This window comes from Streptomyces sp. NPDC036813 (genome assembly GCF_055609245.1).
In genome coordinates, this window is sequence record NZ_JBVJPV010000016.1 from 1 (window position 1) to 21,264 (window position 21,264).

19 protein-coding genes and 4 pseudogenes are annotated in these 21,264 nt (G+C 70.9%); 15 read left to right on the plus strand and 8 right to left on the minus strand.

The annotated features are described in order from the left end of the window. Window positions 1-110: 110 nt before the first annotated feature. On the minus strand, window positions 111-305 hold the full coding sequence (locus ACZ67Q_RS29245) for a hypothetical protein (RefSeq protein ID WP_471188115.1): 195 nt from the start codon (window positions 303-305) through the stop codon (window positions 111-113). A 40-nt stretch (window positions 306-345) separates the two neighbouring features. Beyond that, window positions 346-564: pseudogene (locus tag ACZ67Q_RS29250) on the minus strand (ATP-binding protein); the annotation flags it as partial. Window positions 565-1,216: 652 nt separating this feature from the next. On the opposite strand from ACZ67Q_RS29250, the gene ACZ67Q_RS29255 reads away from it, so the two are divergent. Then, complete coding sequence (locus ACZ67Q_RS29255) at window positions 1,217-2,062, plus strand: hypothetical protein (protein ID WP_471188117.1); 846 nt, start codon at window positions 1,217-1,219, stop codon at window positions 2,060-2,062. A 652-nt stretch (window positions 2,063-2,714) separates the two neighbouring features. On the opposite strand, the gene ACZ67Q_RS29260 is transcribed toward ACZ67Q_RS29255, so the two are convergent. The 5 genes from ACZ67Q_RS29260 to ACZ67Q_RS29280 all read right to left on the minus strand — a co-directional run bounded on the left by ACZ67Q_RS29260 (window position 2,715) and on the right by ACZ67Q_RS29280 (window position 8,417). Continuing rightward, window positions 2,715-3,050 carry a hypothetical protein gene (locus tag ACZ67Q_RS29260; protein WP_471188120.1) on the minus strand — a complete coding sequence of 112 codons (336 nt, stop codon included), beginning with the start codon at window positions 3,048-3,050 and terminating at the stop codon, window positions 2,715-2,717. 165 nt (window positions 3,051-3,215) lie between these two features. Beyond that, window positions 3,216-4,970, minus strand: coding sequence for a cation:proton antiporter (locus ACZ67Q_RS29265; protein ID WP_471188123.1), 1,755 nt, complete (start codon window positions 4,968-4,970; stop codon window positions 3,216-3,218). A gap of 105 nt (window positions 4,971-5,075) precedes the next feature. Further along, complete coding sequence (locus tag ACZ67Q_RS29270) at window positions 5,076-6,119, minus strand: cytochrome d ubiquinol oxidase subunit II (RefSeq protein ID WP_471188126.1); 1,044 nt, start codon at window positions 6,117-6,119, stop codon at window positions 5,076-5,078. Next, window positions 6,116-7,588, minus strand: coding sequence for a cytochrome ubiquinol oxidase subunit I (locus tag ACZ67Q_RS29275; RefSeq protein ID WP_471188129.1), 1,473 nt, complete (start codon window positions 7,586-7,588; stop codon window positions 6,116-6,118). The genes ACZ67Q_RS29270 and ACZ67Q_RS29275 overlap by 4 nt, the downstream gene beginning before the upstream one ends. 346 nt (window positions 7,589-7,934) lie before the next feature. Then, window positions 7,935-8,417 carry a hypothetical protein gene (locus ACZ67Q_RS29280; RefSeq protein WP_471188131.1) on the minus strand — a complete coding sequence of 161 codons (483 nt, stop codon included), beginning with the start codon at window positions 8,415-8,417 and terminating at the stop codon, window positions 7,935-7,937. A gap of 224 nt (window positions 8,418-8,641) precedes the next feature. On the opposite strand from ACZ67Q_RS29280, the gene ACZ67Q_RS29285 reads away from it, so the two are divergent. From ACZ67Q_RS29285 to ACZ67Q_RS29300, 4 genes and pseudogenes are all read left to right on the plus strand, one after another. Next, the gene (locus ACZ67Q_RS29285) at window positions 8,642-8,956 is read left to right on the plus strand and encodes a hypothetical protein (RefSeq protein ID WP_471188134.1); all 315 of its coding nucleotides are present in this window, start codon (window positions 8,642-8,644) and stop codon (window positions 8,954-8,956) included. A 172-nt stretch (window positions 8,957-9,128) separates the two neighbouring features. Then, window positions 9,129-9,335, plus strand: coding sequence for a hypothetical protein (locus tag ACZ67Q_RS29290; protein ID WP_471188137.1), 207 nt, complete (start codon window positions 9,129-9,131; stop codon window positions 9,333-9,335). A gap of 101 nt (window positions 9,336-9,436) precedes the next feature. Next, complete coding sequence (locus ACZ67Q_RS29295; protein ID WP_471188140.1) at window positions 9,437-10,033, plus strand: TetR/AcrR family transcriptional regulator; 597 nt, start codon at window positions 9,437-9,439, stop codon at window positions 10,031-10,033. A 29-nt stretch (window positions 10,034-10,062) separates the two neighbouring features. Further along, window positions 10,063-10,395, plus strand: a pseudogene (locus ACZ67Q_RS29300) (transposase); the annotation flags it as partial. A gap of 459 nt (window positions 10,396-10,854) precedes the next feature. On the opposite strand, the gene ACZ67Q_RS29305 reads toward ACZ67Q_RS29300, so the two are convergent. Next, entirely contained in the window at window positions 10,855-11,565 is a 711-nt protein-coding gene (locus ACZ67Q_RS29305; protein ID WP_471188143.1) for an alpha/beta fold hydrolase, read from the minus strand. Between the two features lie 32 nt (window positions 11,566-11,597). Here ACZ67Q_RS29305 and ACZ67Q_RS29310 point away from each other — a divergent pair, with 32 nt between their 5' ends. The 10 genes and pseudogenes from ACZ67Q_RS29310 to ACZ67Q_RS29355 all read left to right on the plus strand — a co-directional run. Continuing rightward, on the plus strand, window positions 11,598-12,761 hold the full coding sequence (locus ACZ67Q_RS29310) for a beta-ketoacyl-[acyl-carrier-protein] synthase family protein (protein ID WP_471188617.1): 1,164 nt from the start codon (window positions 11,598-11,600) through the stop codon (window positions 12,759-12,761). Window positions 12,762-12,790: 29 nt separating this feature from the next. After that, the gene (locus ACZ67Q_RS29315; RefSeq protein WP_471188146.1) at window positions 12,791-14,047 is read left to right on the plus strand and encodes a cytochrome P450; all 1,257 of its coding nucleotides are present in this window, start codon (window positions 12,791-12,793) and stop codon (window positions 14,045-14,047) included. Next, a complete protein-coding gene (locus ACZ67Q_RS29320; RefSeq protein WP_471188149.1) occupies window positions 14,044-14,859 on the plus strand; it encodes an SDR family NAD(P)-dependent oxidoreductase in 816 nt (271 codons plus the stop codon). Before ACZ67Q_RS29315 ends, ACZ67Q_RS29320 begins: the two co-directional genes overlap by 4 nt. Window positions 14,860-14,942: 83 nt before the next feature. Next, window positions 14,943-16,160: a macrolide family glycosyltransferase gene (locus ACZ67Q_RS29325; RefSeq protein WP_471188151.1), complete on the plus strand. Its 1,218-nt coding sequence runs from the start codon at window positions 14,943-14,945 to the stop codon at window positions 16,158-16,160. A gap of 13 nt (window positions 16,161-16,173) precedes the next feature. Beyond that, complete coding sequence (locus tag ACZ67Q_RS29330; protein ID WP_471188154.1) at window positions 16,174-18,243, plus strand: FtsX-like permease family protein; 2,070 nt, start codon at window positions 16,174-16,176, stop codon at window positions 18,241-18,243. Window positions 18,244-18,286: 43 nt separating this feature from the next. Next, window positions 18,287-18,748: pseudogene (locus tag ACZ67Q_RS29335) on the plus strand (ABC transporter permease); the annotation flags it as partial. A gap of 351 nt (window positions 18,749-19,099) precedes the next feature. After that, window positions 19,100-19,375 (plus strand): hypothetical protein, encoded by a 276-nt coding sequence (locus ACZ67Q_RS29340; protein WP_471188157.1) that lies wholly within the window; start codon window positions 19,100-19,102, stop codon window positions 19,373-19,375. Next, entirely contained in the window at window positions 19,375-19,773 is a 399-nt protein-coding gene (locus ACZ67Q_RS29345) for a PIN domain-containing protein (protein ID WP_471188160.1), read from the plus strand. The genes ACZ67Q_RS29340 and ACZ67Q_RS29345 overlap by 1 nt, the downstream gene beginning before the upstream one ends. A gap of 202 nt (window positions 19,774-19,975) precedes the next feature. Further along, the gene (locus ACZ67Q_RS29350) at window positions 19,976-20,827 is read left to right on the plus strand and encodes a DnaB-like helicase C-terminal domain-containing protein (protein ID WP_471188619.1); all 852 of its coding nucleotides are present in this window, start codon (window positions 19,976-19,978) and stop codon (window positions 20,825-20,827) included. A gap of 136 nt (window positions 20,828-20,963) precedes the next feature. Next, a pseudogene (locus tag ACZ67Q_RS29355) lies at window positions 20,964-21,050 on the plus strand (IS5/IS1182 family transposase); the annotation flags it as partial. Window positions 21,051-21,264: the final 214 nt, after the last annotated feature.

The following is a 21,264-nucleotide window of genomic DNA, read 5'->3' on the forward strand; positions in this document are numbered from 1 at the left end:
CGGACCTATCCAGGAGGGCTCCGACGCCGTGATCACACCAGCCACGGCAAGATCATCTCACCTCTGGCCAGCAGTTACGGGACAACCTCTAGGACTTCCCGACCAAGGCTTCAGTAGCTCTGATTCTCGCCCGCGAGGGTACGCCGCGGCCCCTGCTCGGGCGCGATGGCGGCCTCCGTCTTGAGGACCTCGGCGCGGGTGTTGCAGCCATCCTTGTCGGCATTCACCCAGTGCTCGAAGGCGTCGCGCTGGTGGCCGGGGCGGTCCTCCGCGGCGATGGGCGGCTGGGCCAGGACGTCCCGCACGGCCGCGGTGAGCGTTTCACCACTCGGGCGGCCTCTACACAATCACGATCTCCAGGCCGTGCCGGCCGACGCGGCCCGGGTCGGCCGCCTGAGCCACGGGCAGGCACGGCTCGCTGTCCCACACCGTGACCTTCACCGCGCCTTCACGGACCTGCAGGGTCAGAAGCCATGGTACGGGAGCGTGTTTACGGGCATTGGTCACCAGCACCAGCTGGACCGCACCCTTGGCGCTGTCGGACACGGGCACCCCATGCACGGCCAGCGGTCAGTCAGGCCCTGGCGTTCCTGGCGGCCGGTCTGGTGAGCGCGTACGGCGAGGTGTGGCCCCGGTGGACCCTGTGGTTGCGCGGGCCGCCGGGCGCCGATCCTCGCAGCGGTCATCCCAGCCGGCCTCGGCGCGACGTCGCAGGCCACCCCGCCCTCCCTATGCAGCGGGTACTCCGTGACGTTGGGACCCAGTTGCCGACGAATGGCACAAAGCCATCGGACCTGGCCGGATCGCCACAGCCCTGGCCCTGCTCGACCTCACCCACGTGCAGTTCGTGCTGCTCGCCTGCACCTGGTGCTGCGACCACGGGGCTTGGGCAGAGATCGCATCACGGTGGACCCACATGGGTCAACGCTTGCGTTGAACAGTCGTTATGTGCGGTTCGCCGTGGCAGAGTCTGTGCGTGTTGAGGGGCGTGCCATGCCAGCTGCCCCATGAGTGCAGCAAACCGGGGATACGTCATGAGTGACGCACGAGGCGGCTCGGGCCGGAGCGCAGCCCGGAGTGCCCTGGACGGTGCTCCGTCCCGTAGGTCCCCAGCGGATCAGAGGCGGGGCGTCGGAGACGACCCGGCCTCGGGCCACCTGGGCAGCGGGCAGTGCCGTCCTTCCGACGAGGGCGGCATCGCCGCCATCCCACCCGCATGACATCCGCCGAGCAGCGCGCCGAGGGCGCGGGACCGTTCACCACCCGGCTCACCTGGCAGCCGCCCAACGGCGGCACCGCCGTCTGGGAGTCGCGGCCCGCCCGCCGACGCGGCACCCTCGCGGTCCGTCCGCCCGGGACACCGGCCGGACGGAACATCAGCGTCAACGACCTCGTGCTGGGCCGCCTGCGCAGGCTCAACGCCATCGCTGCGACCGCCTTCATCATGGGCGGCGCGCTCTTCGCGGCCGGTGCCGGTGTCGCACAGTTCGGCCCCGGCGACGCCACCGCGTGCGCCTCCATCTACTTCGCCGGCGGCCTCTTCTTCAACACCGGCGGATACGTCTCCCTGCTCCAGGTCGTCAACGCGCCACGCCACGAGCCCGGTGGCGAAGGCCGCCTGGTCACCCGCGACTGGCGCTGGTGGAGTTACGAGCCGGGGCGGGTGGACTGGCTGAGCACCTTCGTGCTCTTCGCCGGCACGCTGGTGTTCGCCGTGAACCTGCTGGACTCCTTTCTGCAGGGGCTGAGTGTCCAGCAGATCAACCGGTTGATCTGGGCACCGGACGTGATCGGCTGCGTGTTGTTCCTGATCTCCGGACACCTCGCTTTCATGGAGATATGCCACCGCGGATGGCCCTGCCTGCGCCGCCGCAGCCTCGGCTGGTGGATCGTCGCCGTGAACCAGCTCGGCTCCGTCCTCTTCATGATCTCGGCACTCGCTGCCTACACCCGCCCCGCCACCAGCAGCCTGATCAACACCGACATCGCCAACTGGGGCACTCTGCTCGGCGCTGGATGCTTCTTGGTAGGCGGCCTCCTCCAGCTCGGCGAACACCCCTGACCCGCAAGGACTGGCTCACGGCGATCCCTGTCGGTCCGGCCGGCCGCCACGGGCAGAAGTCACCACGCCCGGCGTAGGGCGTAGGGCGTAGGTACCAGTATCGCGGCGATCCCGTCAGCAGCGCCTGCCCGGCAGTCGGCTTCGAAGCGGGTCTCCAGACCTCGCTGAACGTCGTGCCGCAGGCGAGGGCTGTCGTTCCGGTGGCGGGCCGCCGCTCACATGCACATGGCGGATGAGAGCGACGTCGTCGGCCGCGCCGCCTGCGACACCAGCCGGGCCAGCAAAGCGTCGGCCAGTCCGCCGGGGGGCGACGGCCATGCACTCGGCCAACCCCGAGCACAGGCGTTCAAGGCCCTCGTCGATGTCCTCGCCACGAGGTTCAATGAGCCCGGCGGTAATGACAGAAGGGTGTCCCGCGGTGCAGGGCACGCCGGCGCCTGGGGCAACCGGACCGAGTGCCTGGGTCGTGGCGGACGGGGTCGCCGACGCGGCCCGCGTCGAGAGGTATCAGGCGGAACCGGTCACCGCCGACGCCGACTCCCTGAGCCACCGCCGACGCCGGTGCGTCCCCAGCACCTGGATTTTTAAGGTTCCGGGTGCCGCCGAGAACCCGGAAAGCAATCGATGCGCGCCAGTTGACGGAGATGTCCGCTCAGTCGGTCGCGAAGGCGAAGCTCTGCCACAGTCCGGTGGACCGGACCACCTCGTCCGAGGACTGCTGCGCGAGGTAGTTGCTCTCCCCGCCCTTCGGCACGGTGCAGTTCGGTGTGTTGTACAGGACGATGTTGCTCAGCGTGTAGTTGTCGGCATGGGTCACGCCCTCGGGGAAACGATGGCACCCGCTGGTCGAAGGGTTCGACAGCGTCTGCACGGGTCTGACGCCGCTGCGGACCTTGATCTGACCGGACGCGGTCTCGGTGCAGGCGGTCAGCACGACGCCGAGCAAGGCGATGCCGGTGAGCGCGGCCAGCGGCCGTAAAGCGCGCATCCGTCCTCCAGTGCGGGTCCGCGGGGGCTGACTGCGACGTCGTTCCCTCACCACTATCCGCCACAGGCTGCGAACTCGCCGCCGAGCCGAGCGTGCCACGGTCCGGCCCCTGAATGCCCGCCTCCGTACGCGTTGCCGACCGCAGGCCGACGGTTCGGCCGGCCGTCACGGGTGGTTCGTCAGGAGGACCAGGGTGTCTTCCGGACCGTATCGCGGCGGGTTCCCCTGGGTCACGGGCTCCAGCCGGTGGCCTGGGCGCACCACGAACAACAGGTCGCTGCCGGTGGGCACCGAGTCTCGGGCGGACACGGCGACGATGCTGCCGCCGCCGTGGTGTCTGCGGGCCAGGATGGGGCCCGTCAGATGCGGCCCGAAGAGGACCTCGTCGCCGGTATAGGGGGCCGTCACGCCTTGGCTGTCGGTCTCCGGGCCGACGCGGTACACCGGCCCCTCGACACCGCCGCGCAGGATCGCGGTCGCCAGAACGTTGAAGTCGTCCTCCTCGGTGAGGAGGTACACGCCGGTCACTCCCTCCCACTCGGCGCCGGGCCCGGTGGCGTCGGCCAGCATTCCCCCGGGCGCGACTTCCAGGCCGGCCCGCCGGATGCGGTCGCGTTGCTCGTGCTGCCCTGCCCACATCAGCACCTCCATTCCGGTGGATCGCAACGCCGCTCCGAGGTCGACGACCCACGGGTCTCCGCCGACCAGGAGCGGGCGCGAGCGGGACAGGCGCATCACTCTCAGCAGCCGGGCCACGGGGGCGGCCGTCAGTCCGTAGAGGGTCACGGTGGCGACGATGACGACGAACGTGGCCGGGAGGATCTCGGCTGCTCCGCCGATGTGCTTGGCGACCAGGGCCGAGGTGAAGGTCGACGCGGTGGCGGCCGCGACGATCCCCCGTGGCGCCATCCATCCGACGAAGCACCGCTCGCGTCGCGACAGGTCGGTCCGGGCGGTGCACACCGCGACGACGAGGGGACGCACGACGAGGACCAGAAAGGCCGCCAGCCCCAGCGCGGGCAGCCCCACATGGCGCAGCGACGCGGGGGTGATCGTGGCCGAGATCGAGGTGAAGAGCAGCCCGATGACCAGACTGACCAGAGTCTCGAAGAATTCACGGCGAACGGGAACCTCGATGCGGGCGAGGTTGGCCACCGACAGCCCCATCAGCACGGCGGCGATGAGGCCGGAATCGTCCTGCAGTACGTCGCACGCAGCTGCGACACCGATCACGACGGCCAGCTGGGCCGTGGTGCCGAGCACCGCGCCGGGCCGCACGAAGCGAAACAGCGCCCACAGCACGGCCGCCCCGACCACGCCTCCCCCCACTCCTGTGCCCACGCTGGCCAGGAAGTGCAGGACACCGCGAGATGCCGTGGGCTGTGTACTGGCGTCGACGGCGCGGAAGACGACGGCGCCGAGAATGCCACCGACGGGGTCGATGAGGGAGCCTTCCCACACGAGGATGTGCTGGAGGCGGTCCTCGGGGCGCACGAGGCTGAGCAGAGGGCCTACGACGGTGGGGCCTGACACCACCAGGACGGCACCCAGCGTGATGGCGGCCTCACGGGACATGCTCAGCAGCGGGACGGCGAGGGCGGCGCCGAGGAAGCAGGTGACGGGGACGCCGAGCCAGATCAGACGGGTGACGACCCTGCGGTTGTGTCCTTCCAATCTCGCCAGGTCCAGGCCGAGACCGGCGTCGTAGAGGATCACGGCGACGCCGAGGGACACCAGGGGGGAGAAGGCGGTGCCGAGCAACTGCTGCGGGTCGGCGACATCCATCAGGGCACCGGCTGCGAACCCGGCCGGGAGCATGACGATGAGTGCGGGGATGCGCAGCACGCCGGCCAGCAGCTGAGAGCCGACGGCGAGAACCACCAGCAGGCCCAGGCCCAGCAACACGTCATTCGTCGTCACGAATAGTCCTTGTCTCGGTGCGCTTCCCGTACCCGGCCGCGGCCAGCACGCCGGCCGCCCTCCCCCACGCCCTGTATGACGTCCCGCCGCAACGGCGGCCTGCGCCTACGCATCGTCCCCGGGCAGCCCCGCCGCCCCGGTGTCGGCGTCGGTCAGGGGCTCCAGGACCCCCTGCGTATCGAGGCGGTAAAGAAGCACCACAGCAGGACCCACCAGGACGACGGCGATCAGCGTCACGATCCCCAACCAGCGCAAGGTGTGCGCGGCACCGGCACCATCAGCCACCGTCAGCGAGACCGGCAGCAGATAGGGGCGCTGCGCGAAACCCCAGGCCACCACGGCCAGGGCGACGGTGGCGACCGCTGTGTGCCGTGACCAGCGGTGCGCGCGCACCAGCAGCAGCGCCACGGTCAGCACGCCGAAGCAGGCAGCCAGGACGACCATCAGCAGGCCCGGGCCCCGGGTCAGTCCGTGCCAGACGTAGCGGGCGTCGTCGTGGGTGACGGGCAGGGCGATCACGGCCAGGACCACCACGGCACCGAAGGCGAGCAGGGCCCGCAGCCGGAAGTAGCCGACGAGGTCCTGGGCTGCGAAACGGCGCGCGTCCGCGATCAGGAAGACGGCACCGAGAAAGGCACTGGCCGCGAGGGCGAGCAGGCCCGCGAGCACCGACGTCGGGTTGGCCCAGACGTCGGCGGAGGCCGGCGTATCCGCCGCGACACGCCCCGAGGCGACACCGCCCAGCGCAGAACCGAGGAAGTACGGCGTGATGAGCGAGGCGATCGCGAACGCCGCTCCGTACACGCGCCGTCGCGCCAGGCGCCTGCTCGGCTTGCGCAGCGCGAACCCGGCTCCGCGCAGCACCAGCCCGACGCCCGCGAGCACCAGCGGCAGCCACAGGGCAGTGAACACGGCTTGGAACATCGTGGGGAAGCCGGTCCACATCAGGACGAGTGCGAAGACCAACCAGACGTTGTTGACTTCCCAGACGGGCGCCATGGCGTGGTCGATCAGCCAGCGGGGCCGCTTGCCCCGGTCCGCGCCGCCCGCCAGCAAGTCCCAGAAGCCCGCTCCGTAGTCGGTGCCGCCTCCGCAGGCGTAGGCGGCGATCACCACGACCAGCGCCCAGGCGATGACGTCCGCCATCATCGTGCACCCCCGGAAGGCCGGCCGGGCGAGCCGGTCTCGCCGCCGCCGGGCACGGCTCCGGCCTCGCTTCTGGGCCCGTACGGGGTGTCCATTTCGGGATCGACACCGGCCGCGGCCTCGTCGGCCACACGCCAGCGGGTTCGCATTTTGAGCAGGACCGCCAGGAAGGATGCGAAGACCGCCACGTACACGACGACGACCACGCCGAGCACGGCCCAGATCGCTCCGGCCTGCGTGTGGGTGACGGCCTCGGCCACGCGCATGCGGTCGTAGACGATCCACGGCTGACGGCCGACTTCCGTGGCGATCCACCCGCACTCGACCGTCACCAGGCACGCCGCGCCCGCGAGGGCGGCGCAGCGCAGGAACCACCGGTTGAGCGGCAGGTCCCGGTGGCGCCACCAGATCCACGCGTACCAGAGGGCCAACAGGATCAGCAGACTCCCGATGATCACCATGATGTCGAAGGCGAAGTGCGCGATCGTCGCCTGGGCCGCGGTCGGACGATCTGCCGCCGGCACCGAGGTCAGTCCGGTCACCTCGGTGTCCGGTCGGAAGCCGGCCAGGATCGAGTCCAGCTGGGGAATCCTGAGACCACCCGAGATGCTCCCGTCGGAGCGGATGCGGCCGAAGATGTACTCGGGAACATGCGTGTCGGTCTTCCAGACGATCTCCATGGCCGCGAACTTCACCGGCTGCTTGTGGAACACCGAGCGGGCGGCCGAGTCCCCGAGGAAGAACTGCACCGGTGTGAGGATCGCGGCGATGGTGAACGGCACGGCGAAGCCGAGCTTGTGGTAGCGGTCGTGGCGGCCGCGCAGCCAGCCGACCGCGTACACCCCGGCGACCAGGTACCCGGCGGTGAGGAACATCGCCACGACGAAGTGCCAGTACTCGGGGCCGAAGATCGGTGTGAAGACGGCCTTGCGCACGTCCACGTCCACCGGATCGCCCTGGCCGTCCAGCATGAACCCCTGAGGGGTGTTCATCCACGAGTTGGCTGCGATGACGCCGAAGGCCCCCAGCAAGGCGGCCAGCGGCAGCGGCGCAGCCAGCCAGAAATGCGTCCACGGCCTGAGGCGGCGCCATCCGTAGAGGTAGACGGCGATCATGACGGCTTCGAGGAAGAAGGCCCATGCCTCCACGCCGAAGCCCAGGCCGAACACGTCACCCCAGCGGCCCATCATGCCGGGCCACAGCAGGCCGAACTCGAAGGACAGCACCGTACCGGTGACGATGCCGATGGCGAACTGCACCGCCATCACCGCCGACCAGCGCCGGGCGAGCAGCATCGCCACGGGATCGTTGCCGCGCAGACCCCGGTAGTGCATGACGAGCGTGACGAACGGCAATGCCACCCCGAAGGGGACCAGCAGGATGTGGGAGGCCAAGGTGAAGGCCATCAACTCACGAGAGGGCAGGAGCTGGGGCGGCGCGCTGCCGGCCAGGAGCACTGCGGTGCTGAGCATGGGCGCCTCGGTCACCTTCCCCCGCCGAAGCGGAGAGCGAACGGACAGGACGACGACGGAGCGAACCGCCCGGCGAATCTCAGCCCCCGCGGCACTGCCGTGGCTCCGGCGGTCCGGCGGCCACCGGGACGGAGCCCCGGAACATGAAGGCTCTCGCGCCGCGCGCCCGAGGCGAAGACGATCGGCCGGCTCAGGACCGCGCCCAGCCTGCTGCGGAACCCCGTCAGGAAGACGATGTGGGCGAACAGGGACGTCAGCCGGTCGGGTGGGCGCGTCGCGACGCCCGCGGTCCACAGCACGGTGCGCGCGGGGTATCGCATGGTCATGCCGCCGCGGTCCCGCACCCTCAGGCCGTTCGCGTCGAGGCCGGTGCCCCGCGTGACCAGGTGCAACTCGACGCCGAAATCACGCGGGGTGCGGACCGCCCACCCGGCCAGGCGTCAGCCGAAGATCCCGAGCACCGGGTCGGGTCTTTCGAACACCAGGACGCGTTCTGCTCCACGACCTCCTCGGCCTCGTCCGCTCCGACGACGTAGCCGACCACGACATCGGACCCGGCCCGGCCCAGGAAGATGGCGGTCATCTTGCCGACACCGGGGTTCGCGCCGGTCACCAGGGGCTTCTGGTCCCGCAGCAGCTGTGCACCCAGCAGCGTGCCCTTTTCCCCAGCGCTTTCCGCCAACAAGCTCCTCCTCACTCGCTGCCAACGGCGCCCGTCTTCGGCCGTCGGCACGAAGACCTCGCGGCGGAGGCATGATCCGGTGGTCAGAAAAATGCACCGGCCAGTGGAGGGCAGCGCGACGCGCCCGCCCGGGCCCACTTCGATCATCGAGGTCACCCCGGTGGCGCACAGGCACTGTGAGCAGCCGGAACACCTGTCCACGGCCGTGTGCGCCCGGGAACGTCCGGCCCGGACCCCGGAGGTCCCGGCCCCGCACCAGATCGTGGTGCTCGCGCAGTCCGGCTGCCTTGATTACGGTGGATGTAGGGAAAGCATGCCAAGACGTGTCGCCGACGCCTCGCCTGGTCGGTGATGGAACGGATGGCGATCACATGACCGCTTCGACTGCCGGCCCACAGCAGGCGCGCCCCCTGGATCACCGAGCGGCGGGCGCGGAAGGAAAGAACGCCGGTGCGGCTGCCGACCGAGTGGTCGCCGACAACGCAGTCACGGTGACGGCGTTCGGCGCGCACGTCGAACTGCCTCCTGTGGAGCAGTTGGCCTTTCTCGCAGGCGTCGGCGTGCTGGGCGCTCTTGAGATCATCGAGTGGCCGGTGGCTGTGGTCCTCGCCGTGGGGCACCAACTCGCCCACAGCCATCACGGGCGGCTCCTCCGGCAGTTCGGGGAGGCTCTGGAGGAAGCCTGAACCGGCACGATCCGAACCGGGCCGGAGGCGGAGGTGCCGCTCCGTCACCTTGCGATGACCGGGAACAGCTGATCCCTCCGACCCCCATGTGGCCTACGTCCGCTGTCGGGCCGCCGTCGGCGCCCATGGCCTCCGAGGCAGACCCGCAGGACAACGCGAACGGTTGCCACCAGTGGCTCTGCACAACGCCGGAGAAGCGGCCGCTGGCCCGGCTGCCGACACCTTCACGTCACCGATCAGCGAGGAACCCCTGCCCAAGCGGACAATGCCGGATCTGCCGGCGCCCCCGCACATCGTCTACCAGCTACTGCGCGGTGAACTGCTCCTGGACGGCAACGCGGCGCAGAACCTCGCGACGTTCTGCGAGAAGCGAGCCTGAACGGTCTCACCGCAGACAGCACTTACTACCGGTGGTATACGCCTTCAACAGCGCCGGACCACGCAGCCCCGACCATCGACGCAACGGCAAGGAAGCTCCGCGTGGCAGGCAAGAAGCAGTTCGACATGGACACGGCGCTCGAGGCCGCGATGATCGAGTTCTGGCGCGACGGCTACGCCGACACCTCACTGGACGGTCTGTCTCGGGCAACCGGCCTGAACCGCAGTTCCGTCTACTCCCTCGGCGACAAGGACACGCTCTTCGTGCGCTGCCGGGATCTCTACGCCGCGCGCTACGGCGAGAAGTACGACGCCGCCCTGTCCTGTGCGGCCTCGGAACCCGTTGCCGCTGTACGTGCGTTCTTCGACGTCACTCTCGAGCGCATCGCCGATCCCGAAGTACCTGATGGATGCCTGATGGCCCAGTCAGCCATGGCGATCCCCGTACTGAGTCCGAGCGTCGCAGCGCGCGTCAAGCAGGCGCTCGGCTTCCAGCGCCAACGGGTGCGCGCCGCACTCAAGGCCGGCGGACTCACCGACCAGGACACCGAGGCCTTCGCTGTACACGCGGCGGCTGTGAACCAGTCGCTCACCGTCATGAGCAGGGCCGGGGCGAGCCCGGAGCAGCTGCTGGCTATCGTGGGCGTGACCGTGGACGCGCTGTCGCAGGTACTGAGGCGTGCCCGACGGATCGCGTGACGGGCTGTGCCGGTGTCGTTCCGGTCGGCGTGGGACGAGGTGATCTGACGGGTCGGGAGTGGGCTCGTCTGAAGGCACACTTGCCGAAGAGCACGGGGCGAGGCAGGGCGGGGCGGGCCTGGGGCGTGTCACCTCAAGGTGATCAATGGGATCCTGTTCCGGCAGCGGACCGGTATTCCGTGGCGGGACCTGCTGAGGCGCTTCGGGACGTGGAGACCTGTCATGACCGGCACCGCAGGTGGACGGTCGATGGTACCTGGGACAGGACTCTGCGAGCTGTTCAGGCCGACGCTGATACGCGGGGCCGGGCCTGGTCGGTGGTCAGCATCGAATTCACGTCATGCCGTGCCCACCAGCATGCGTGTGCGTAGGCGTTGGCATCGATGCGTCCTCGCGCTACTACCGGTTATCGGCGAACCTGCGGGTCATCACGACGCCGACGCGGAACTCGTCAACGCGGCGGCCCGACCGCCAGTGCCCGGCAACAGGCGACGGGAAGGCCTGGCGGGGCGCCGGCCGGCCGGGGTGGGGTGGTACGGATGGCGTCAAGGAGGTCGTCACGCCTTCTTCAAAGCCCCTGGCCCGGACGGGATGCCTTGAAGCGATCGATGTTCTCGCTCATACGGTGGACGGTATCCGCCTGGGCTCGGGGAATGCGGGCGTGGAAAATGTCTCTTTCCACCTCGAGGAAAGGGAGGTTCTGCTCCGTTATCGTCACCGAGTCGGGGGGCGACAGCTGCCGAATTCGCTCGGCAAGGCCGGCGACGGCCGGAACCGCCGGTGACAGGTACCGCCCTCAGCGCAGTGCGGCAGCGGTCGGATCAGGCGGCTGTGCGGGGGCCGGGGAAGTACTCCAGCGCGGCGATGTACGGAGTACCGTCCAGGCGCTCGCCGAGGAGGAATCTGCGGGTCAGGTCGAGGTGTTCGCGTGGGCGGGTGAGGAAGACCCAGTGATCGGCTTCCTGGATCGTGGCGAACACCGCGTCGGACGACATGGCGGCCAGGGCCCGGCAGCGAGCCGGCTCGACCGCGACATCGTGTTCGCCGGTGACCGTCAAGAGGGGGACGGACAGACCGGTGGGCTGGGGTGCGTCGCACAGCAATTGCAGACACCGGGCCCACAGGTCGATGTGGGTGTCGTCGGAGCTGCGGAAGATGTCGTTGAGGACCCAGCGAAGCGTCTCCCGCCCGCGTACGGGCAGTTCGGGGTCGAGACAGAGCAGATGGGAGACGACGTCGTCCACCGGTTCGTGCCGGTCGGCACGCTTCGCACGGGCCGCCAGAGAGGCGGGGGTGACGCCTTCGGGAAGGACGGGCGGATGTCCGCTGGCGCCGGTCAGTACGACGCGCTCGGTGCGCTCGGGGTGACGTTGGGCGAAGCGATAGGCGATCTCTCCGCCGTGCGACGTGCCGCAGACGTTCGCCCGGGAGATACCGAGTTCGTCCAGTACGACGGCGAGGCCGTCCGCGAGGTCGGCCATCGCGCAGTGCGGGGGGAGGACGCCTGGACCGGACAGGCCGGCGATGCGCACGCCCACCAGATCGGCCAGCGGGAGCAGCGCCGCTGGACGCCACGTGGGGCCGGGTGTGCGAGGGCGGGTCCACCGAAGCGGCGACCAGTCCCGCGCTGGCCGGCATGCCGGTGGACTTCTGCGCCTCCGTCGGTGAGTTCGACAGCGAGGTCGTGGGGCGCCGCAACCTCTACCGGCTGGACCGGTTCGTGCAGTTCGTTCTGGTGGCCGCGCATGAGGCGGTCGTCGATGCCGGGCTGTCTCCTACGGAGTGGGACGCGGACCGGGTGGGAGTGGTGATCGGGTGCGGCATGGGCGGTGTCGCCACCTGGGAGAAGCAGCATGCCAGGCTTCTCGGTCAGGGACCGGACCGCGTCTCCCCGCTGATGATCCCGATGCTCACGCCGAACTCGGCCGCCGGCGAGGTCGCACTGGCCTTCGGGGCCCGCGGACCGGGCAGTGTCGTGTGCACGGCCTGCGCCTCCGGCGCGACGGCCATCGCGGCGGCGCGCGACCTGCTCGCCTCGGGCCAGTGCGACATCGTGATCGCCGGAGGTACGGAGGCGGCGCTCACACCGTTGACGGTCGCGGCCTTCGCCAACCTCGGGACGCTGTCGCAGCGGCGCACCGACCCCTGGGCCGCGTCGCGGCCGTTCGACGCTGACCGGGACGGATTCGTCATGGCAGAGGGAGCCGCCGTCCTCGTACTCGAGCGGGCCGAACACGCCGACGCGCGGGGCCGGCGTCCGCGTGCGCTGCTGGCGGGCTGCGGAGCGGCGTCCGACGCCCACCATGCGACCGCAGCGCACCCCGAGGGGAGAGGGGCCCGGCAGGCCCTGCAGACGGCACTGCGCGACGCGGGACTCGACGCCCGGGACATCGACCACGTCAACGCCCATGGCACCTCGACCGTGTTGAACGACGAGGTCGAAGCACACGTGATCAGCGACGTGATGCCCCACGGGCCGCAGGTCACCTCCACCAAGGGCGTGCTCGGGCACATGCTGGGCGCCGCCGGCGCGGTCGAAGCGGCCTTGACGGTGCTGGCCATCCAGCAGTCGACCGTCCCGCCCACGGCCAACCTGGAGAGCCCCGGGCCCGGCATGGACCTGAACCTCGTCGTCAAGACCGCCGTGCGCCAGCCGGTACGCGCGGCCCTGTCCAACTCCTTCGGTTTCGGCGGCCACAACGTCGTCCTGGCCTTCCGTCACGCGTAAAGACCCCAGCCACAGGAGGCTCGTCACCCATGGCCACCGCCACCCCGCAGCTGGCCGCGCCGCCCGCCCCACGCGGCATCATCCGGCGGCTGCAGTCCCGCCAGGGGCGTGAGGATCCCTTCCTGCTGTTCGAGGAGGTACGGGCCGTCGGACCGGTGGCCGGCCTGGGACCAAGCTCCCTCCTGGTCACGGGATACGCCGAGTGCCTCCAAGTCCTCACGCAGCGCATCTGGCTCGTACCCGACCACCAGTGGCGCACCGGCCGGGGCATGGACACCGACAGCCGCACCGCGAAGATCCTGGGGACCCTGCCCCGTCTGAACCCACCCGCGCACGGGCAGATGCGGCGCTTCCAGTCCGGCCCCTTCACCCCGGCCGGCCTGCAGCGGCTGCGCCCCACCGTCCGCCGGCTCGTCACTCTCCATCTCGACCGGCTGGACGCCGAACTCGCACAGAACGGCACGGCGGACTTCGTCCACACCGTCGCACGGCCGCTGCCCATCGCCGTGATGAGCGAGATCCTCGGCCTGCCCGCGGCGGACCGCGAGCTGATCACCCGGTACAGCCTCGAGTCGGCCGCCCTGATCGAACCCTTCGCGACACCCGCCCAGATCACCGTCGCGGAAACAGCGAGCCTCGAGTTCTACGCCTACGTCATGGCCCTGCTCGACGAACGAGCACGCACCCCGGGCGATGACCTGCTGTCCCAGTGGCTCACCGCCCGGCCCGACGGGACGCACTGCGTCCCCCGGGACGAGCTGGCCGCCCATGTCGTGTTCCTCGTGGGAGCCGGCGCCGAAACCACCTCGTCGTTGTTCGCCACCGCCGTCCAGGCCCTCGAGCGGTACCCCGAGCAGGCGCGGTGGCTGGCCGCCCACCCCGACGCCGTGCCCCAGGCCGTAGAGGAACTCACCCGGTGGGACCCGTCGGTACAGAACGCGGTCCGTGTCCCCGGGCAGGACACGACCCTGGCCGGGATTCCCGTGCCCGCCGGCACGCTCGTCCACGCGCTGATCGCGGCCGCCAACCGCGACCCCGGGCACTTCCCGCGCGCCCACGTCCTCGACTTCCGTCGCCCCCCGCAGCGCAGCCTCAACTTCGGCGCCGGAATCCACTACTGCCTCGGAGCCCCCCTCGCCCGCATGAACGCCGCCGAGTTCCTGCCCGAGTTCCTGCGCCGCTTCCCCACCCTGCGCACCGAAGGCCCGGCGATCCGCCCCCCGGGGATCAACCTGCGCACGTTCCTCAGCCTGCCCGTCACCCGTACGCCCCAGGCCACCGCATGAAGGTCTTGAAGGGCCGCACGGCCGTCGTCACCGGAGGGGCCAACGGAATCGGCCTGGCACTGGCCACCAGATTCCTGCACGAAGGGATGCGCGTGGTCGTCGCCGACAACGACGGCGCCTCCCTGGAACGCACCGAGACCTCGCTCGGACGGCTCGGTGACGTCCTCGCCATCCACACGGATGTGGCCGACGCCGCCTCGGTCGGGGCACTGCGCGACGCGGCGGTCGACCGCTTCGGCGCGGTCCATGTCCTGTGCAACAACGCGGGCGTGGGCGGGCTGCAGCGGTTCGCCCGCACCACCCTGGCCACCTGGGAGTGGACGCTGGGCGTCAACCTGCACGGCGTCGTCCACGGCTGCCAGGCCTTCCTTCCGGTGCTCGCCGCTCAGGAGGAGGCGCACATCGTCAACACGGCGTCCATGGCGGGCTTCCTCAGCGGCCCCTACCTGGCTCCCTACTGCGCGTCGAAGGCGGCCGTGGTCGCCCTGTCGGAGTCCATGGCCGCCGAGTTCGCCACGGAATTCCCTCACATCGGTGTCTCGGTGCTCTGCCCCGCCTACGCGGCCACCGAGATCCGCCACGACGAACGCAACGCCCCCGCGGGTCATGTGATCCGCTCCCGGTCCGACCCCGACTTCGACGCGCGTCGGCAGGCGAGCTACCGCAGCATCGAGGCGGGCAGCCCACCGAGCGAGATCGCCGACCTGGTGGTCCGCGGCATGGCCGAGCGCCGAACCCACCTGTTTCCGCAGCCCCGGTGGGTCGGCTGCTTCGAGCAGCGTGCCGCCGCCATCGCGGCGAGCCTCGACTGAACCCGCCACGGCCCCCGAACCCCGTCGCGCCGCATCTCACCCGACCTCTTCGATCACCCTCGCCGAAGCACCCCGGAGGAACCATGTCATCCGCGGCCCCGTCCACCGGCGCGTCGACGCCGCCGGCCCCGAGCGGGCGCGGCAGCCACATCGCCGTGTTCAACGCACCCCAGCCCGGGCACGTCAACCCCACGCTGGCCGTCGTCACCGAGCTGGTCACCCGGGGCCACCGGGTCACTTACGCCATCACCGAAGAGTTCGCGCCCCAGGTCAAGGCGGCCGGAGCGGACGTCGTCACCTACAGCCTCCCCGACAGCGGCCTCGAACCACCGGAGGACCTGACGACCGGGGCGACGGAGAGCATGCAGCAGAACATGCGCGCCCTGCCCGAGCTGGCCGCCGCGTTCGGCGACGACACACCCGACCTCGTCCTGTACGACCTGGCAGCGGCCGGCGGCAGGCTGCTCGCCGCCCACTGGCAGGTGCCCGCCATGCTGCTCGCGCCGACCCACCTGCCGTACGACGGCGTACTCCCGGAGATGTACGGAGTGCCCGACCTGGACCACATCCCCGGTGTCGACCTGCTGAGGACGCTGCTCGCGGCCCGGGGTGTGCACGAGTCACTGGAGGAGCTGATCCTCTCCCCGCCGCACGCCGTCGCCTTCTTTCCCCGGGCCTTCCAGCGCAGAGCCGACACCGTCACCGCCGGGTCCGTCACCTACGCGGGGCCGGCACTGGGCAACCGTCCGCACCAAGGGAGCTGGCAGCCCCCGCGGGACGGACGCCGGGTCCTCTTCGTGTCGCTCGGCACGCAGTTCACCCGCCGGCCCGAGTTCTACCGGGCGTGCGTCGAGGCCTTCGCGCAGAGCGACCTGCACGTCGTCATGACCGTCGGGAACAGCATCGACCCCGCCTCACTCGGACCCGTACCGGACACGATGGAGATCCACGCCCGCGTGCCCCAGCTCAAGGTGCTCGCCCACGCGGCGGCGTTCGTCACGCACGGCGGGATGGGCAGCGTCATGGAAGCGATGGCCCACGGCGTTCCGCTGGTCGTCGTACCGCAGATGGCGGAACAACAGACCAACGCGCACCAGGTCGAGCACCTCTCGCTCGGCCTTCACCTGCCCCGGGAGCAGGTCACCTGCCAGGCACTGCGCGCATCGGTCGAGCGCGTCATCACGGATCCCGGCATCGCCCGAGGCGTCGCCCGGTTCCGTCGGACCGTCCACGACGCCGGCGGGGCCGTCGCGGCGGCGGACGCCATCGAGCGGGCACTGACAGCCGAACCGGCGCACTGACGGCCCGGACACCATGGTCTTGCTGAGGATCGCCCTGCGCAGCGCTCTCGCCCACAGGGGGCGGATGCTCTGCTCCCTGACGGCCGTGGTGCTGTCGGTGGCGTTCGTCGTCGGCTCGCTGGTGTTCTCGCGTACGGCGTCGGCCGCGTTCGGACGGCTCTTCGCCACCACCACGGTGGACCTGTCCGTCAGACGCGCGGGGGACGGCGGCCCCACGGCGGCCGGATCCAGTGGCGGCCCCGTCCAACCCCTCGCGGCACGGACCGTCCGCCGCGTCGCCGCCCTCCCCGGGGTGCGGACCGCCGTGGGAGCCGTCAGCGTCCACGACGCCGGGCTGGTCGATCCGGTCCGTCACCAGCCGGTCGGACCACGCGCCGGGGCACCGGTGACCATCGGAGCGTGGGCAGCGCCCGCCCGGCAGCTGCTGGCCGTGACATCCGGGCGCCCCCCGGCCGGCAGCCGCGACATGCTCCTGGACGCCGACACAGCCCACAACTCCCGCATCCGCATCGGCGACCGGCTGCGCGTCATCGCCCCCACAGGCTCCCACGATTTCGCCGTGTCGGGCATCGCCCGCTTCACCACGGTCAGCCCGGGTACGACACTGGCCCTGCTCGAACCCGCCACCGCCCAGAAGATCCTGCTGGGAACAGCCGGATTCACCTCGGTAGAGGTCCGCGCCGACGGCACCCGTGCTCTGGGCCGCCTGAGGAAGGACATCGCACGCGAACTCGGCCCCGGCTACCAGGTGCTCACCGCGACCGAGCAACGCCGGCAGGACACCACCGATCTCCGCTCGCTGCTGGGCTTCCTCACCTACGCACTGCTCGCCTTCGCCGGCATCTCCCTGGTGATCAGCGGCTTCCTGATCGTCAACACCTTCTCCATGCTGGTCTCCCAACGCACCCGCGAGTACGGCCTGTTGCGGGCCGTCGGCGCGGGCAACGGGCAACTGTCCCGCACGCTCCTGCTGGAAGCGGCGGCCCTCGGGCTCGTCGGCTCCGTCCTCGGTCAGCCTGCCGGTGCCGGTCTCGCCCTCCTGCTGACCCGTCTCATGACCACCGTCGGCATGGACGTCGAAAACGCGCCCCTGGTCTTTCCGGCCGCAGCCCCGCTCGTGTCGATCACGCTCGGCGTCATGGTCACCGTGGTCGCGGCCTGGGTGCCCGCACGCAGCGCTGCCAGAGTCTCGCCACTCGCGGCGCTGCGCACCCACGGCCTCCCCTCGAGCAACGCCGCCGTCGGGCCCCTGACCGCAGCCGCCCTGCCGGCGATGGCTCTCGGTGTCGCAAGCCTCATCGCGGCCACCGTCCCCGCCGGCACCGCCGCCGCCGGCCTGCTGCTGGCAGTCGGCGTTGTCCTCACGCTCACCGGCGCCGTGGCGGGAGGCCCGGTGCTGGCAACCGGTGCCATCCGCGTCCTCGGAACGGCCTTCGTCCTCGCGTTCGGAGTGGCCGGCCGGCTCGCCCAGCGCAACGCCATGCGGAATCCTCGCCGCACCGGCGCCACGGCCGCCGCGCTGGTGACCGGCATGTCACTGGTGACCTTCGCCGCCGTGGTCACCGCCTCCCTGACACGCTCGGTCGACTCCCAGGTCGACCGGTCGATCGGCGCCGACTACGCCGTCATGACCGGGCACGGTGTCCTGCCCCGGCCCGCCGTGGCCGCCGTGCGGGCCCTCCCGGGGCTGCGGCACGTCACCGTGCAGAAGGAGGTCGAGGCCGCCATCGTCACTCCCGACGGGCAGCGAACCAGCAGCGTCGTCCGCGTCTGCTCCCACCTCGGCGCTCCACGACCTGCGCCTCCCCGTCACGGCGGGCTCACAGAAGGGAGCGTTCAACGGCGGTATCTCCGTGGACGCGGACTTCGCCGACGAGCACCACCTCTCGCTCGGCTCGCGTCTGACCCTCTCCTACGCCGGCGGCCGGACCCAGACGCTGCCCGTGGCGCTGGTCACCACGGTCGGCAGCGGGCTGTTCAACGGTGCCTTCTACACCGGTCTGCCCACCTACACGAGCGCCGTCCCCGAGGCCGAGCAGCCAGGCCCCCGCATACTGCTCGCCCAGGCATCACCCGGCACTGACCAGCGGCGGGTGATGGCCGGCCTCGAGCGCGCGGTCCGGCCCTACCCTCAACTGACCGTCCACGACCGGGCCGGCTACAAGAGGAGCGTCCGCGAACAGATCGGCACCGTGCTCCACCTCGTCTACGCCTTGCTCGCCCTCGCCGTCACGATCGCCATGCTCGGCGTGGTCAACACCCTGGCGCTCTCGGTGGTCGAACGCACCCGGGAGATCGGTCTGCTCCGGGCCGTCGGCCTCTCCCGACGGCAGTTGCGCCGGATGATCCGTCTGGAGTCCGTGGTGATCAGCCTGTTCGGCGCCCTGCTGGGCAGCGGCCTGGGCCTCGCATGGGGAGTCTGCACCTGCAGGGTGCTGGCCGCCCAGGGCCTGGACCGGACCGCCGTCCCGGTCCTCACGATCGCCGGTGTCCTGGCCGTCTCCGTCCTGATCGGCCTCGTCGCCGCCCTCGCGCCGGCCCACCGGACGGCACGGATGCACGTCCTGAGCGCCATGGGCATGGGCTGACCGCGGCCGGCGAGCGTTCCGACCCGGCGGGTGTGTGGGCGGCCGCGAGTGTGCAGGGTGGGCCGCCGCATCCTCCACGGCGGCCCGGGCACACCGGGCGGCCCCATCTCCCAAGCCCCGGCCTGAGCCGTGGACGACCTGTCCCTCGTGGATCCGCTCACCCGTGAGGGACCGGACCGCCGCCCCGAGGCCGGGTGCTCATCCGGCCAGGTAGAGGCGCTGATGTGGGAGGTCCGACCGGTCATCCGCAGAAGCCCGGGGCCGCCTGGCGAGCTGTGGCGGGCTGCCCTTGGCCTCAGCTCGCCGTCGCATTCCTCTACCGGCAGTAGAGGAGCGCGGTAGAGTGGGCTCATGGCAGCGGACGAGACGAGCATCAAGGTGAGCGCGGCGGCGCGGGACAGGCTGGCACAGCTGGCCGCCGAGCACGGCACGACGATCCGGCACCTCGTGGAGGAGCTGGCTCAGCACACGCCGACGAAGGCCGAGTACGCCGAGCGTGCCGAGCTGGCCCGCGCCGAGCTCGCCGCCGCGCTGGGCCAGGCGCCGAGCCCGGAGGCCGAGGCGAAGGCCCGTGCGCTGCTCGAGCGCCTGGGCGGGGCGCACCACGGCTCGCAGACGGCCGCGTAGTGGCGGCGATCTCGGTCGTCCTGGACCACACCACCGCCACCGCTCTGTACGACCCGAAAGACCCGTTCAACGAGGCGGTCGCCGCGTTCTACGTGCAGGCCTCAGGGGGCCTCGGTGCCCTGTCCGCGCCGGTGCTGTCGCTGACAGCCGGTGACGCCGAGCGGCCCGGACTGCTGGGTTACATCAAGGGGCTGCGGTTCATCCGCATCGAGGCCTTCGACACCGAAGCGGCGGTCACCGCCACCGAACTGCTGCGCTTCGGGCATTCCTGGGCCGCCGTCCACGCCATCCACGCCGCTCGCCCCTGCGCGGCCCACCCCAGCGGGCGGTACCTGCTCACTCTGACCCCCAAGGCGTACGCGGGCACCGGCGTCCAAGCCGTCCATCCCGACCAGTAACCGCCAACCGCCGGCGGCCAGCGGTCAGCGGTCAGCGGTCAGCGGTCAGCGGTCAGACGACGGTCGCCTCTGCCTGCCCTGCCGTCATGTCGTCGCGTCGCCCACCGTCGCCGCGACCGTTGACGGCGGTCGCGCGCTGGCGTGCGATCGAAGCGCCGGACCGCTGATCTGCTGGGACAGGCCGCTGCCCACGCAGCCGTGGCTGGCCGAGGCCCGCGTACTGGGGGCCTGCCTGATGGCGACTCCGGCCTATGACGCGGTGGCCGATGCGGCCCGGGTGCTGAAGGACGGCGAGGCACTGTCGCCGGCGAATCAGCTGGTGTGGTCGGCGATCGTCCGGTTACACGGGTCGAGCCGCGCGACAGGCGTGCCGATGGTCGAGGCGGAGCTGCGCCGTACCGGTGAGCTGGAGCGTGCCGGCGGTCCGGTCCGCCTCTCCCAGCCGGCCTCCGACGCGTGTGGCCCGGATCTGGTCGAGCAGTACGCCGAGTTGGTGCAGGGCTACCTCGCGGTGCGCCGCTACACGGCCGCCCTCACCCGTGCCCAGCAGACGGCGCGGCAGGTGGCGCCCACCGAGGTGCCCGACGCGATCCGCGCGCACCGGGCCGAACTTGACGCCCTGGCCGTGGGCGACGGCGAGGCCGACGCGCACTTCGGTCGCCTCGGCGACGACCTGCTCGACCACCTCAAATCACTGGAAGAACCGATCGAGGCTGCGGCCGTGACCGGGCTGGCGGACCTCGACATGGTGGTCAAGATGCGGCCGGGCAACGTGATCGTGGTGGCCGGCCGCCCCGCCATGGGCAAATCCGCCCTCACCCTAGGCGTCGCCCTGGCCAACGCCGCATCCGGGCGGCCGGCCCTTCTGCACTCGATGGAGATGGGCAAGGCCGAAGTCCTCAACCGCGTGGTGGCCGCCCGCGCACGAGTTGGCCTGCACCGCCTGATGGACGGCGGCCCGGCCCTCGAGGACGACGACTGGTCACTCACCCCCTCGGGCCGGACGCTGTCCGCCTGCCCAGCCCGCCGAGCCGCGCTGGCCACCCCGCATTGACGGGTCCGGCGGAGCTGCACCCTGCGGTGAATACGCGGTGAATTAAATGGCGCCGGCATGCCTCCAGCTGGTCCACCGCAGTTCAGCGACCGGCATCCGAGGAAGAAGGCCACTCCCTTCTAGGAGATGGCTCGCTTCTCGTGGCATCCGGCACCGCCTTGCCCGCAAGGGCATCGAGTTATCCCGCCAGCTGGGCCGGCACCGCTGGGTCGTGGAGCGGACCACCTCCTGACTGTCCGGCTGCCGCTCCTCCACCGCTGCTACGAGCACAAGCCGGAGCACCTCCTCGCCATCGCCGCGATCCTCATATGCCACCGCAGACTGACCTCACGGTGTAGAGGGCCAGGTACGTCAGAACGACGCTCCGCGCGACTCGCATCGGCACCCGACGCGGGCCGGGGGCGGCCCAGTTGTGAGTGTCTCGCATCAGATTCCAC